The sequence below is a fragment of the Bacteriovorax stolpii genome (assembly GCF_002872415.1).
Lineage (GTDB): Bacteria > Bdellovibrionota > Bacteriovoracia > Bacteriovoracales > Bacteriovoracaceae > Bacteriovorax > Bacteriovorax stolpii.
Map to the genome: position 1 here is coordinate 3,291,453 of NZ_CP025704.1, position 14,010 is coordinate 3,305,462.

The following is a 14,010-nucleotide window of genomic DNA, read 5'->3' on the forward strand; positions in this document are numbered from 1 at the left end:
TTTCATGGCATTCAAAATCAGCACTAAAGAAGAATTTGAAAATTTTATTTTCAATAATTACGAAGTCGTTAATCAATACCTGCACGATAAAAAGCAAGGTTTACCAATCCCTTTTTATTCAAGCGTCGACGTAAGAGAGAGTAAAACCAAATACGCTCCCGTTGATCACAACATGTACCCGGCCGGATTCAACAATCTCTGTGCGGCCGATTTTGCTGATGCTGCTGTGATTGTGAAAAATACTATTTCTAAAATTGCACCGGAAGCAAAGATTGTAGGAATCATTCCTGAGTCTCACACGAAAAATCTTTTCTACCTTGATCACCTGACTAAACTTGCTCAACTAGTGAGAGACTCTGGTTACGAGGTCATCTTTCTAACTTTTGATGAAGCGCCTTTTGAAGGTAGTAACTCTCTTTCTCTGGTTTCACAAAACGGAACATCACTGACAATTGAAAAAGCAAAATTAGAAAACGGTGAGATCCACGGCCTGACAAAAAAATGTGATTTCGTTATCTGCAATAACGATCAGTCTAATCCGCTTCCAGTTAACTGGAACGAAGTTAAGACTCTCATCAATCCAACTCCGAAGATCGGATGGTTTAGAAGACAAAAAAACACTCACTTCAAATATTACAAACAAGTGGCGGATGAATTCTGCGCACACTTCGGGATTGACCCGAATTTAATCCAGGCGAGATTCGTGGGAGTTGACCATGTCGACTTCGAAGAAAAAAGTGGATTAGACACACTTGGTGCTGCGGTTGATGGAATCATTGCAGAACTTCCTCCGGGATCAAAAGTTTTCGTGAAAGCTTCTCAAGGGACATACGGAATGGGAATTTCAGTTGTGTCTTCTGGTGAAGAAATCATCAACATGAACCGCAAAACCCGCAACAAAATGGATGTGGGTAAAAACTCAATCAAGTTCACTTCCCTTCTGGTTCAAGAAGGTGTTGAGACAATTATTAAGTACGATGACAAACCGGCCGAGATCACCATCTACCTTATCAATTGCCAGTCAATTGGCGGGTTCATGAGAATTAACGGTGAAAAAGACAATATTGGAAATTTAAACAGCCGTGGGATGGTTTTTAGAAAACTTTGCATGAGCGAAGTTGTCAAAGAAGCTCAGGACCACACAATGAAAGAAGCGGTGTATTCGGTTATCGCAAGATTATCGACGCTAGCTTCGGCTTATGAGATCAAGGAAGTAATTTAAAGGAGAAAATATTATGATGACAGGAGCTAAGAAAAACATCTTAGATGCCATTGGATGGACACCGATTGTAAAACTTAACAAAGTGACAACAGGCGTAGAGTCAGAAATCTATGTAAAACTAGAGTTCATGAATCCAGGTGGATCAAGTAAAGACCGTATTGGTGGTTTTATCATGGACCGCGCGATCGCTGCCGGAAAACTAAAACCAGGTGGAACAATCATTGAAGGAACATCAGGAAACACTGGTGTAGGACTTGCGATGTGGGCCGCTGTTAACGGGTACAAGTGTATCTTCGTTATGGCCGACAAGCAGTCTATTGAAAAAGTAAATAACCTAAAAGCTTTCGGAGCTAAAGTTGTTGTATGCCCTACTGATGTTGAGCCGGAAGATCCAAGATCTTACTACTCAGTTTCAAAGCGCCTTGCTGAAACAATTCCAAACTCGTACTACGTAAACCAATACGACAACCTTTGGAACCGCGAAACTCACGTGGCGACAACTGGACCGGAAATTTTCGAACAAACTAAAGGTGACTTCGATGTTTATATGGCCGGAGTTGGTACTGGTGGAACAATCACAGGTGTTTCAATGTACCTTAAAACTAAAATGCCAAATCTTAAAACTGTTGGTGTTGACGTTGAAGGATCAATCGTTGCTCAGTTTGCCCGCACAGGGGATCTAAGTGGTGCTCGTTCATACGTCATCGAAGGAATTGGAGAAGACTTCATTCCAGAAAACTACGATTTCAAAGTGATTGATGACTGGGTCGTTGTTGGTGACAAAGAATCATTCCTGATGACTCGCGCTCTTTTAAAACAAGAAGGAATTTACACTGGTGGATCTGGTGGTGCAGCTGTTGTGGGAGCAATCAAATACGCAAAGACTCTAAAAGAGCCAAAAAAGATCCTGGTTGTTCTACCTGATTCAGGAAACAGATACGCTTCAAAAATCTATAACGATGAGTGGATGATGAGCAAAGGCTACATCGATTCTTCTTTCAACGTTATTATCGGGGATCTTCTAAAAGATCTTGGTAAAGATAAGAACGAAGTGATCTCAATCACTGACCATGCAACAATTGGGGATGCTGTAAAACTAATGGAACAAAAAAATGTTTCTCAGCTTCCGGTTATTCAAGGAGACATCATCAAAGGTGTCGTCAGTGAAACGAGCTTACTAAAGCCACTTTATACAGGTGAATTCAAACTGACAGACAACGTAAGTCTTGCCTATAACAAAGGCTTTAGAGTGGTTGATATCAATGACCTTCTGGCAAACGTTCAAGACTCTCTTCTAAAGAAAGAAGTGGTGCTGATCACAGAAAACGGGAAGCTTAAAAACCTTCTGACAAACATTGATATCCTGAACTTTATTGCCAAAAGAGAAAATATCTAGATAGAAAATATTTAAGAGAGAAAGACATGACTAAAAAAGCTACACCTAAAAAAACCAAAGCTACACTTCACGATATTGCCACAAGAACCATCCACGTTGGCGGAGAGCCGGATAAAGAAACAGGCGCGATTATGCCTCCTATTTTCCAGACTTCGACATACGTTCAGGAGTCTCCAGGCGTTCACAAAGGTTATGAGTACACTCGTTCTCATAACCCTACTCGTACACGCCTTGAAGAATGTCTTGCTTCACTTGAGCAAGCGAAACACTGTTGTGTAACAGCTTCAGGTCTTTCTGCTGAAATGCTGATGATGCACTTACTTCCTCCTGGATCAAACATTATCTGCGGTGACGATGTTTACGGTGGAACATACAGACTTTTTACAACTGTATTTAATCACACTCACAACTTCAGATTCGTTGATACAACTGACCTAAAGAAGCTTGAAAAAGAAATTAAAGACTTCAAACCAGCAATGATCTGGCTTGAAACTCCAACAAACCCGCTTCTAAAAATCACTGATATTCAGGCGGTATCTGCAATGGCAAAAAAAGCGAAAGCTTTAGTTGTTGTTGATAACACTTTCATGAGCCCAATCTTCCAAAACCCGCTAGTTCTTGGAGCTGATTTCGTACTTCACTCAATGACAAAATATATCAACGGACACAGCGATGTTGTTGGTGGATGTATTATGTTAAACGACGACCATTACAGAAAAGAACTTTTCCGCCTGCAAAACTCAATCGGACCTTCTCAGTCTCCGTTTGATTCTTGGCTGGTTCTTCGTGGAGTAAAAACTCTGGCGATTCGTATGGCCGCTCATGAAAAGAACGCTATGGCCGTAGCTCAGTACTTAGAAAAACACCCTAAGGTTGAGCGCGTAGTGTACCCAGGCCTTAAATCTCACCCTCAACACGCAATCGCTAAAAAGCAGATGCTTGGTTTTGGTGGGATGATCACTTTCTTCTTAAAAGGTGACATCAAGAAATCAAAGAAGTTCTTATCGACTGTTAAGCTTTTTGCCCTTGCTGAGAGTTTAGGTGGAGTTGAGAGCTTAATTGAACACCCGGCGATCATGACTCACGCTTCTGTTCCAAAGAAAGTTCGCGAGTCGATTGGTCTTTCGGACAACTTGATCAGATTGTCAGTTGGGATTGAACACGTTCAAGACTTAATTGATGATTTAGAGCAAGCATTTAAATCTGTTTAAAAAAGAAAGGCTCCTACGGGAGCCTTTCTTTTTTCTGCGATGATCACTAAATTTGATAAAGGGTCTTCTGATCTACTTCAATCACACTCATCAGGGCATCATAAATCAAAAAGTTCCCTGCTTTGTTTCGCGAAACTTCAAAGAAAAACTCATTAATTAGGTCGCGAGTGTTTTTATCATTATTGTCTTTATAGAAGCTCTTTAAGGACAGCTTTGGATTAAGCTCTTTTAAATTTTTAAGTGCTCCGCTTGAAAGGAGATAAAACTTTTCGGCCGGCTTAAGTTTTAACTTCACAGGCTCAGAGAAATCAATTAACTCTCCCTGATAGAAAAGAGAGCCGTTGCCTTTAAACTGGCAATCAACTTGAAGAGTTTTCAGGTCGATATTAATAATGCAGTAACTAAGTTCTGCATTGTTTTCCTTTGCATGGTGATTGATCATTTTCTCAAAGTGCTCACTTTGAGCTTTAACCGCTGTCGTGGGAGTTGAGTTTTTTAAGACTTCAAGTTCTGAGAGAATTAAAGATGAGAGAATATAACTATCACTCCCCGCTTGAATAAAGAGAAAGTTCTGATCAGTTTGTATCATATCAAAAAATTCTCCACCACTTTTTTCTCCGGCCATAAACTTACTGGTGACTGTCACTCCTTTTAAGCTATCGACTCTGACCTTAACTAAGCGGTCGTGCAAGTCCTTCACGCGAGTCAGCTCACTTCTCGTAAACTCATAAACTTTTTCTAAATCCGAAGCCAGCTGATCAAGCTTCACAGCATGAGCAGAGAAATTCATATTGATATAGTTTTTAAGTAAAGGTGTGTTGTAATTAATTTCTTGAGACAAATCGATAAAACCAAAAATTTTATCAAAGTGATCTTTTAACTGAGACACTAGTTTAAATTCTCTTCTTGTATTTAAGGCCACCACTAACTTTAAATCGCGCTCTTGGCAAACATCAATCAAAGCATCAATATGATCTTCATCTACAATTAAAAGCAATGGCGAGTTTGCTGAGACTCGCGAATCTTCCCAAGTAATGAATTTTGGCGAGAGGTCTGCCTCTTTCAAAAGTTTCTTAATATACTCATCTGTCGCCGGATTCTGGCGCACGCATTCCATTTCTCGCATTTATTCTCCTTAGGCATTGATCTCTAACATTTTAAAATAAGGCTGGAAAAAGCGATATTTAAAAATGTTCTGCCTACTTTTTAGGGCGGATGCCGGAAGCCTTAGATTTTATATCTCCGCGTATTTTGGTCAAATTAGCTTTCTTGCTAAAGTCCCAGGCTTTTCTCACCGATACTAAATGAAAGTGGTAGTCCTTTTTTGATGGGAACCTGGAACTAGTAATGACGAAGAAAAGCAATGTAATTCAATTGTCGGCTTTAAAAGAGAAGCGTGAGCTAAAGCTTAAGGCCGAAGCAGAAGCGCTGTCACGTTCACGTGCAATTGAAGATGCTATCAAATCTACTCCTTCCATCAAATCTATCAAAAAAGAATTCTTCGAACTTTCAATCAAAACTTTATTAAGTGCTCTTCGTTGTAAAGATGACTACACATGGGGACACTCACTTCGCGTGGCCTATTTCTGTATTTCCGCAGGAAAAGAAATGGGACTTTCAGAAGACGAACTATATGAACTAGAAGTCTCGGCCCTTTTCCATGATATTGGAAAAATCGGTGTGCCTGATGCTGTTTTAAAAAAACCTTCGCGCTTAACTGATGAAGAATTCTTAGAAATGAAGCTTCACCCGTCGAAGTCATACGAGATTCTTCAAGACTTCCCTATTTTTGAGAAGATGGCGATCAATGCAAAATACCACCACGAGCGTTTCGATGGACGTGGATACCCGGAAGGGCTTAAAGGTGAAGACATCCCGCTTTTTTCAAGAATCATTCTAATCGCTGACACATTCGATGCCATGACATCGACCAGACCATACCGCAAAGGACTTCCTTTTGAAGTTGCTTTCGCTGAACTTCGTGAATTTGCCGGAACTCAATTTGACCCGATGTTAGTTGAGAAATTCATCTCCAGCATGATGAAAGAGCAAAATAAAAACGAAGACACCTTCACTCTTCAGGTTATCGCTGGAGATTTCAAGAAAGACGCTGCTTAATTCTGGCAGAAAGCCGTTGCCTGGCTCGTGCTCACATTGTACTTCTGTACTTTCGCACAATCTTCATCTGAGCCATAGATTGCCTGGACCACACATTCAGCAGAATTGCCCTTAGACTTATTCCACTTCATGTTTTTGTTACATGTAACATAGGCCGGCTTATCCACACAGGCCCAGTATTTATCTTTGCAATTGTAAACGAGCCCGCGGCCGATTTGATCATAAGCAGGTGGTGCAGTTTCAACCGCCACATCATCCACAATCTTTGAGGCCATGGAAGTTTCTTGTTTTTCAGAATCAGCTCCTCCCATCGAAGGAACTTTTACTTCTTCCATTTGTCCGGTCGATGGAGTCTCAGTTGTGCTTTCAAAATTATTCACTAACTGATCCAGCTTTTGATCCACTCCTGTCTCAACAGGTTTTGAATCAACAACAACATCATTTGATGTTGGAACATCTAATGATGAAGAAGATGTGCTCTCCTCTTTTGGAGCAATATTGATATTTTCAATGGGAGCCCCTTCTGTTGCACTGGCATTAGTATCTGCCGCGGCCACTGCTCCCTCTGCCGGAGGAGTCCCCTCGGCCGGTGCTGTTGCTTCAGTAGGTTGAGCCGCCTCTGTTTTTTTCGGTCTTCTTGGTTTTTTTGGCGCAGCTGCTAAAAGTTCTTCGACTGATGGCTCAGAAGAATTTGGCTTTAAAACAAATTCATCCAGGGCCAAGTATCCCAAAACCAGGATAATCACGACCCTGATAATCATGCTTATCTGCTTCTTTTTCTTGTCTTCTTCAGGGGATGCTTCGGATTCGGCTTCCGACTCCTCGACTTCTTCTTCCTGCTCTTCGACCTGTTCATCCTCTTCTGCCACGCCTAATTTTTTGCGTAGTGGCTCAGGGAGACTCTTCTTAAAATTTGTGATAAGTTTTTCAAGCATATAGACAATTATAAAGGATTTTCATGAAAGTCATAGATGATGGAGTTATCAAGTACGACCGGTCAAATTTTTCCCAGTGCGGGGCGCTTTTGGCTGATGAATATGAGGCCCTCGAATACTGGAGAAAAAAACTCTACCAAATGAACTTGATTGGTGAGTATCCTGAAGTGCATATCGGTTTCGGAAACATGTCTACACTTCGAGACTATTCCTGTTATCACTCAAACACACACCCCCAATTCGTCATCACTGGTACACAAACTGGAAAATACGCTGACCTCAACGGCCTTCAGTACACCCGCGTTCTCGATTATCAAATCGACCAACTAAAGATTCAAATGATGGGAGCGATTGAGGCTTCCAGCGAAGCTCTTACCCACGCTGCTATCTACGCGGCCAACCCTAATATCACAGCCGTCTTTCACATTCATTCCAACGAGATTTGGAAAAAAATGATTGAAGATAAGTCGGATTTTACTTGTGAAAGTATTCCTTACGGAACAGTTGAGATGGCCCATGCAACTCAAGCATGTATTAAAAACAAAGACTCAGGTGTCTTTTGTATGCATGGACATGAAGATGGAATCGTCATCTATGCCCGCTCCCTCGAAGAAGCAGGAAGCCTGACAGTTTCCCTCTATCAAAAATATATGAATTAAGTACATATTTAATTTTTTTTTCCGAAAAAAGACCCATGAAAGTCACGGGTCTTTTCATTCTTTTTTTATTTATCTTTCTTGGAGGTTTCCAGGAAGGACGTGCATTTTCTACCAACTCTGAAATTCAATCAATCGAGATCAAAGAATTAAATTCACATTTAACTGAAGCAGATTGGATTGCGAAGTGGGATCAAAGCCCAAGATCGTATTATGGATACGACACGATAAAAGTTCACGAATCAACCAAAATGATACTTGCAAAAGTAACATTCACTAAGGCAGTCAAAAACCGTTACTTATTTGTTGGCTCCCGCTTTATTGACCGCGCTGACTTTTATTCATTCAAAAACTCAAAAGTTGAATGGCTTGCAGCTGGAGGAAATGTCATTGGCAATGATAACCTGAATATCTATACCAATTCTCCATTGATGAAAATTCCCGTTGCCCGGCCGGAAGAATCTATTTACATCAAAATTCAATCGCCTAAGTTTGTTCACCTTGCCATTGATTTAAAAACTTCATCTGAATTTAAATTTGAGATGGAGGTTGCAAGAATCATTGCTTATGGATTCTTTGGTTTTATCTTCATGATGACAATCGTTCAGGTTGTTGTGTTCTTTTCTTTCAGGAATAAAAACCCTGTTTACTACATGATTTTTGCCTGGTCGTGCGCCATGGCCTTTTATTGCTCATCAGGTGTTGCCGGGTATTTTTTTGATAATCCAATTCCTGTTGGTGCAAGTTTTTATGCCAACTGGTTTTTTACGGCCACACTTCATCTTTCATTAGTCTATTTCACTTACACTCTTTTAGATTTAAAAAATCATAAATGGCTCCTGAAGCTTAACCAAATTTTAGGCACCGTCTTTATTGGCATCAGTATGCTGGTTATGTATGACAATCAACAGATTGGGTACTTCTATAACATTAAGCAGTCTATACAGCTTACAATGTTGCTCTCGATGGTTTATTTGACTTTCTTAGGATTGAAAACCAATAGAAATCTGGCCATTCTTGTCATTCTCTCATGGATGCCGGTCATGATTTACGCAATCACGGCCATTTTTAATCTTTATCCTGCCCGTAAAATTTATGATCCGGCCATCATGGCCTTGCCAGTTGTTTTTGAAATGATCGTCAGCTCTATTGCTGCTTATTTCAAAATGAGAAAAATTCAGCGCGATCTTGTCGAAGCTGAAATGAGAAAAAAACAAAATGAAGTTTTAAAACAGGCCATGAGAACAATCAGCCACGACCTGGCAAATCACTTTTTTGTTGCTGAACATAGTATTGAGGCGATTAAAAAAATCAGCCCACTCCTTGACCCTAAATCACATTCACGATTGGACCGTGTGCAAAAATCGCTCAACCAGAGTAAACTCCTTCTAAGCAGAGTGAAATGCTGGATTCAGGCCGGAGATGGGAAAATCAATGTCAAAAATGAGCCTGTGGCCATTATTCCACTCATCAAAGAATCAATTGATCTCTTTGAAGAGCGGGCAAAAGCTAAAAATATCGAATTCTCAACAGAGTGGGATTTGGAACTAGAACATGTGAGAGTTTGGGGAGACCCCGTCGCTATTTTTAATCAGGTTCTCAACAACTCTCTTTCCAATGCTATTAAATTTAGCTACCGCAACTCAAAAGTCATCATTAAGCTTCATCATTGCCCTGAGCGAGTGTATGTCTCTATCAAAGACAGTGGTATTGGGATGAAAAAAATGGATCAAACCCAGTTCATTCAAAATGGTCACATCGAGAGCACGGAAGGGACAGACAATGAAAAGGGAACAGGATTTGGAATGCGTTTAATGAAATCTTATATGGAATCCTTTGATGGTGAAGTTAGTATTCAGTCATCGACAGAAGAATCCAGCAGAGGTACAGAAGTTATCTTGATTTTTAAATACATTGATAAGTCAGCTCCTTCTCATGTCGATGAAGCTTTCAGTAAAGTCGGTATTGTCTAAAAAGCTTTGTAAAAACTTCTAAAATGATTTCCTTCAGGCGAAACTTTTATCCAGGAGTCCATCTCATTAGTCACTTCTTTGGAAGAAAGCACTTTCCATTCAACATGATGGGCTTCAGAATATTTGTCAGCAAGTGACTGTATAACTAGCCCCATCGTTTTGCGATAATTGACTTCAACTAATGGATAGAGTTTCAACCGTCCTTCTTCCTGGTAAACAAATGAGTCGATCTGCACATTAAAAAGAGCGCCTTTGTTCAAATAAACGCGAGCAATCTCCAGAGTGATTTTTTCCAGTTCATTCAAAGAAAAGTGATACTTTTCCTGAATATATTTTTTGAATTTATCCACATTGGACGCGCCTGCTCCACCTTTAAATCCACCACTCTGTGAATTAAAATTCTCTACCATAAACTGGCGTTTAATTTCTCCATTGTGGATGATAAATGTTGTACCGATATCAAAAACTCTTTGATAAACAGGTTCCAATAAAACTTTTTCAACCAGGATTTTTTTTAATGTTTCAACATTAACCTGATCAGCGGAAAAATAATAATGCCCAATACCGCTAAAACTATGCGGACGCTTGATGATCCAATGTTTAATATTCGGGTGTGTTTTTAAATGAGAAAGAACATCCTCCACACTCTCTGCTATCTTTCCCTGCCAAAAACCCCATCCTCTTTCTTTTGCGATTTCAACTGACGTGAGTTTAGAATTTAATTCTTTTTCTAATTCTCGCTCATGGCGATGACTCCACCAATAGGTGAATGCCTTTTCATCAGGAGCAAACGACGGGATACTAAATCCCAGAGACTTTAAATGTTTGAGGTAATTATCATCGTATTGTTTGATATTTTTTAAGTGACAGGCTTCCTGATTAATCAGAAAAAAAACATATTCAAACTCTCTGATCACTTTTAATGAAGCAGCTGATCCTTCATCGTATCGAGGATCAAAAAGAGAGGCTTCATAATCCAGGTCGACTTTATAGGTTTTCATTACCAGTTCTTGCGGTTAGTGACTTTAAATTCATCTCTAAATTCATCCAGCGACTGGATAAAAGCGTCGTCAAGGCCCGCTTTCTTTCTAATCTCTTTATCAAATTGAATGCCCTTAGCGCGGGCAGGAGTCATCACTCCCGGCAGATGCGTGCGATAATAGTTCCATAGATCCTGGTTTCCTCTCCACTGATTTAACCAGTGAGCACCGAGGGCCACATGAGAGATTTCATCTTCTAAAACCACACGCATAATCTCTGCTGTCTTAAAATCTTCTACGGCCTTAAAGCTCTGCTCATAAAACTGAGCGAAATCTAAGTTGGCCGATTCAAAAGTCATCGCCATCGCCGAATAAAAGTGCGAAGGAGTTTTAAGTTTCTCCATTGAGCGCCAGAAAAAGTCATTGAGAGGAAAATCCCCTAGCTCGATTCCAAATTCTTTCATACGCGCAAGATACATCTTTAAATGCTTTTGTTCATCTTGGATGGTTTTAATTAATCCCTTTTTAAACTGGATCATTTCTTTTCCAGTATCCGGATAAACCAAAAGGGCCGCGGCCATCATTTCGATTGCCAGAAGCTCGTGGTTGGCAAAAAAGTGTAAGGCAAGTCCTCTCTTATCTTCCAGATGAAAACTTGCGCTTCGAGGGAATTTAACCTGCTCGTTATTGAACTCCAGGCGCTTGGTGCGCCCTGGGTTTTGCGGTAATTCATAATCTTGAAGATGCTCAGTCAGAATAATGTCTTTTGAAGAAAGTAATTTATCTTCTAAATTCTCCCCTTCTAGTACCTGTCTGGCAAAATCGCGGTAATGCATAAACTATCTTTTTGGTTTACCTTGAAACTTTCTCTTCTTAGAAGGTTTCCCCTGACGGAAGTTGCTCTTCGTTGAGCCCACTGCCGAAGCCAGGTTTGATTGTCTCTCTCCCGGTTTTCCACCTGGAGGCGACCCTCTTCTACCCTGGAATGGACGTCTCGTGAAGCGCCTCTGCTGGAAGCAGTCTTCACAAATAGCAAACTTAGCGTTTTCTGGAAGTTTGACCCCACAGCTTGAGCAAGTTGGCGTGATCTTGTCAGAAAGAAGTGTATTAAGTTTGTCGATGGCCAGAAGTTTATTTTCCAGAAGATCTGTCTCATCAAACTCAAAATTCTTATTGTTGAAGTGGCGAGCAAGCCATTGATAGAGCTCCACGCACTTAATTGTCGTTTCAAGATAATCAATCTCATTTGAAGCGTGATTGATGTGTTCGTTCTTAATAATTTCGTTCGTAACGAATTTTTTTAAGATCCAAACATAATACTGAACATGCTCCAGAAGACCTAAGTTAACAGGAGCACAGGCAAATCCAAAAATCTCTGCTGATGAAAGTGTATGATTGCTATCGATATCTTCTACCGTTTCAGCAAGTTCAATCATCTCTTTCAGATCGACACAGTAGAATGGTTTCGTGAAGATCATCGTGTTAAAGAGTCTCAAGAACTCTGAAAGCCTAAGGATTGGGAGATTGTGAGATGAAAGAGCATTGTTAACTTTCGTGAAGATATCCAGATCGGGACCAACCATACTTTGAGTTTGTTGTTCCAGCACTGAATCCAGTGCATCCTGAATTTCTGTTAATCCATCTTCTACTTTCTGCAGACATGTAACCTTTCCTACCGGGAAACGCTGAAAGCGTCCGGCACGACCGGCAATCTGCTTAATCTCACTCACTGTGATTGGGTGCTCTTGTGAGTTAATGTGTTTTGTAAGAGTGGTAAAAACAATTCTCTTAATCGGAAGGTTCATCCCCATTGAGATGGCATCAGTACTAACGATAACGTCCGTGATCCCTTTATCAAACTTGCGGGCCTGCTCACGGCGAACTTCAGGAGAAAGCATTCCGTAGATAATAGATACTTTAAAACCAACCTGTTCCAGATCGTATTTGTACTTAAGCGCATTTCTTCTTGAGAAAACAATCAATGCATCACTCTTTTGCAGCTGAGAGAGCACGATAGGCTTTTCTTCAACTTCAAGTTTTGTCATACGCTCATAATTTTTTACTTCTAACTCATCACCGCAAAGTTCTGTGATCTGTTTTACCAAGTCAAGAACCGAACCATCACCACAAACGTGAACTTCATATGCGTGAAGGTTGACCAGAGCACGGGTCCATGCCCAGCCTCTTTGTTTATCAGTGATCATCTGAATTTCATCAATAACCGCACATGAGAACTCTTCGTTCAGCTTGGCCATTTCAATCGTCGATGAATAGTGAGTGGCATCTTCAATTTCGATAACTTCTTCACCAGTTAAAAGAGTGGTCTTCACTCCTTTACCATTAAGAGTATCGTATAACTCAGCCGCAAGAAGTCTCAGTGGCGCCAGGTAACATCCCTTGCGAGAAGCGGCCAGTGCCTGGATCGCATGGTAGGTCTTACCAGAGTTGGTAGGCCCCATGTGATAGATGATCTTTCTTGGGATTTTTCTGGCGTGTGAGTGCAGCCAGAACTGTCCTAAATACTCCTGAAGAATATTTGAAGAGATATCTTTTCTCTTCAACACCAGGATCGATTTGATTAGTTTTTTAAATTCAACAACCAGGTATTTTTCATGTCTCCAGATGTTGCTAGAGAGCTGCTTGAAAAAGCGCGTGAATTCTTCGTCACTCACCAGTTCTGGTGAATGCCCTTCTTCTGATAGAATGCGGTGGAAAAAAAGAATTAAGTTATTAGCGTGCTCTTTTGCCAGCGGGCTTGGGTAAGTGAATGTCTCATCTTGAAGGGCCTTAATTTGCGATTCAAGACGATTGAGAGAAGACTTCTTTAGCCTGAACTGCACCTGCTGAAATTTTTTATCCAGAGTTCTTAAAAGGTTCTGATAGATTGTTGTGATATCAGAGATAGCGCTTTCTTTATTCAGAGCAATCTGCTCTTCAATCTTCGCTTTTGTATCATTGATTGCGGCCACGCACTCATCGTAAACGACTTCGCGTACACGGGTTCTGTAATCAGCAAGACAGGCCACACACTGACAGGCAAGTTGGCTTGATTTTAATTCTGCATTGAAGTTTTCTTTGAAACTCTTTTGAGTTTCAACGTGATTTGTTTCTTTTCCTTCAACCCACTTCTTTAATACAGCGTAGTGAAGTTCAAGAACTGCCGGAGTGAGTCCCCCATCCTGACCGAAATAGAAAATTTCTTTTTCCGGCATCAGACAGTCGTCAATAAAGACGAGCGAAATAATATTCTCTCTTTGAAGAAATTCAAAAAAGTTTACATACTCAGTGTTGAAAATGCTCACCAGCGAAGGGTACTGCTTAAAAACATTCCAAAGAGCGCTTTGAGTTTTTTCAACGAAATTTAAAACAATGCCTGCATCTTCAACAGTTCGAAGATAATCATCGCTTTCGGAAAAAGAATGAATTTTAATTAGGGTCTTTCTTTCGGTATCTAAGAGGTCGCGGATACCTTGGTAATCGGGAAGGGCGGGAAAATCAGTCGTGCTCAATAAAAATTCC

Annotated in this window: 11 protein-coding genes; 6 read left to right on the forward strand and 5 right to left on the reverse strand. The window is 40.5% G+C overall.

Annotated elements, in window-relative coordinates:
• Positions 1-4: 4 nt before the first annotated feature.
• Genes gshA through C0V70_RS16245 form a run of 3 tightly spaced genes read left to right on the forward strand, consistent with a single transcriptional unit; the run spans position 5 to position 3,829 of the window.
• A complete protein-coding gene (gshA, locus tag C0V70_RS16235; RefSeq protein ID WP_102244918.1) occupies positions 5-1,222 on the forward strand; it encodes a glutamate--cysteine ligase in 1,218 nt (405 codons plus the stop codon).
• Between the two features lie 13 nt (positions 1,223-1,235).
• Positions 1,236-2,618 (forward strand): pyridoxal-phosphate dependent enzyme, encoded by a 1,383-nt coding sequence (locus C0V70_RS16240; RefSeq protein ID WP_102244919.1) that lies wholly within the window; start codon positions 1,236-1,238, stop codon positions 2,616-2,618.
• Positions 2,619-2,644: 26 nt separating this feature from the next.
• Positions 2,645-3,829, forward strand: coding sequence for a trans-sulfuration enzyme family protein (locus C0V70_RS16245; RefSeq protein WP_102244920.1), 1,185 nt, complete (start codon positions 2,645-2,647; stop codon positions 3,827-3,829).
• Between the two features lie 46 nt (positions 3,830-3,875).
• Here C0V70_RS16245 and C0V70_RS16250 read toward each other — a convergent pair whose 3' ends face one another.
• Positions 3,876-4,955: an ATP-grasp domain-containing protein gene (locus C0V70_RS16250; RefSeq protein ID WP_102244921.1), complete on the reverse strand. Its 1,080-nt coding sequence runs from the start codon at positions 4,953-4,955 to the stop codon at positions 3,876-3,878.
• Between the two features lie 221 nt (positions 4,956-5,176).
• Here C0V70_RS16250 and C0V70_RS16255 point away from each other — a divergent pair, with 221 nt between their 5' ends.
• On the forward strand, positions 5,177-5,947 hold the full coding sequence (locus tag C0V70_RS16255) for an HD-GYP domain-containing protein (protein ID WP_102244922.1): 771 nt from the start codon (positions 5,177-5,179) through the stop codon (positions 5,945-5,947).
• Here the strand turns inward: C0V70_RS16255 and C0V70_RS16260 are convergent.
• Positions 5,944-6,882, reverse strand: a complete 939-nt coding sequence (locus C0V70_RS16260; protein ID WP_102244923.1) for a hypothetical protein — start codon at positions 6,880-6,882, stop codon at positions 5,944-5,946. The two genes, C0V70_RS16255 and C0V70_RS16260, sit on opposite strands and share 4 nt — an antisense overlap.
• Before the next feature lie 23 nt (positions 6,883-6,905).
• On the opposite strand from C0V70_RS16260, the gene C0V70_RS16265 reads away from it, so the two are divergent.
• Together C0V70_RS16265 and C0V70_RS16270 are read left to right on the forward strand one after the other, a co-directional pair.
• On the forward strand, positions 6,906-7,541 hold the full coding sequence (locus tag C0V70_RS16265; protein WP_102244924.1) for a class II aldolase/adducin family protein: 636 nt from the start codon (positions 6,906-6,908) through the stop codon (positions 7,539-7,541).
• A 35-nt stretch (positions 7,542-7,576) separates the two neighbouring features.
• A complete protein-coding gene (locus C0V70_RS16270; protein WP_102244925.1) occupies positions 7,577-9,511 on the forward strand; it encodes a sensor histidine kinase in 1,935 nt (644 codons plus the stop codon).
• Here C0V70_RS16270 and C0V70_RS16275 read toward each other — a convergent pair.
• The 3 genes from C0V70_RS16275 to C0V70_RS16285 are packed head-to-tail and all read right to left on the reverse strand — an operon-like array spanning position 9,508 to position 14,000.
• Positions 9,508-10,512, reverse strand: coding sequence for a hypothetical protein (locus C0V70_RS16275; protein ID WP_102244926.1), 1,005 nt, complete (start codon positions 10,510-10,512; stop codon positions 9,508-9,510). The two genes, C0V70_RS16270 and C0V70_RS16275, sit on opposite strands and share 4 nt — an antisense overlap.
• The gene (locus C0V70_RS16280) at positions 10,512-11,327 is read right to left on the reverse strand and encodes a ferritin-like domain-containing protein (RefSeq protein ID WP_102244927.1); all 816 of its coding nucleotides are present in this window, start codon (positions 11,325-11,327) and stop codon (positions 10,512-10,514) included. Before C0V70_RS16280 ends, C0V70_RS16275 begins: the two co-directional genes overlap by 1 nt.
• A gap of 3 nt (positions 11,328-11,330) precedes the next feature.
• The gene (locus tag C0V70_RS16285) at positions 11,331-14,000 is read right to left on the reverse strand and encodes a helicase-related protein (protein ID WP_102244928.1); all 2,670 of its coding nucleotides are present in this window, start codon (positions 13,998-14,000) and stop codon (positions 11,331-11,333) included.
• Positions 14,001-14,010: the final 10 nt, after the last annotated feature.

Coding starts and splice junctions, on each gene's coding strand:
- C0V70_RS16275 (WP_102244926.1), bottom strand. CDS start 10,512: ATGAAAACCTATAAAGTCGACCTGGATTATGAAGCCTCTCTTTTTGAT.
- gshA (WP_102244918.1), top strand. CDS start 5: ATGGCATTCAAAATCAGCACTAAAGAAGAATTTGAAAATTTTATTTTC.
- C0V70_RS16245 (WP_102244920.1), top strand. CDS start 2,645: ATGACTAAAAAAGCTACACCTAAAAAAACCAAAGCTACACTTCACGAT.
- C0V70_RS16270 (WP_102244925.1), top strand. CDS start 7,577: ATGAAAGTCACGGGTCTTTTCATTCTTTTTTTATTTATCTTTCTTGGA.
- C0V70_RS16240 (WP_102244919.1), top strand. CDS start 1,236: ATGATGACAGGAGCTAAGAAAAACATCTTAGATGCCATTGGATGGACA.
- C0V70_RS16260 (WP_102244923.1), bottom strand. CDS start 6,882: ATGCTTGAAAAACTTATCACAAATTTTAAGAAGAGTCTCCCTGAGCCA.
- C0V70_RS16265 (WP_102244924.1), top strand. CDS start 6,906: ATGAAAGTCATAGATGATGGAGTTATCAAGTACGACCGGTCAAATTTT.
- C0V70_RS16255 (WP_102244922.1), top strand. CDS start 5,177: ATGACGAAGAAAAGCAATGTAATTCAATTGTCGGCTTTAAAAGAGAAG.
- C0V70_RS16250 (WP_102244921.1), bottom strand. CDS start 4,955: ATGCGAGAAATGGAATGCGTGCGCCAGAATCCGGCGACAGATGAGTAT.
- C0V70_RS16280 (WP_102244927.1), bottom strand. CDS start 11,327: ATGCATTACCGCGATTTTGCCAGACAGGTACTAGAAGGGGAGAATTTA.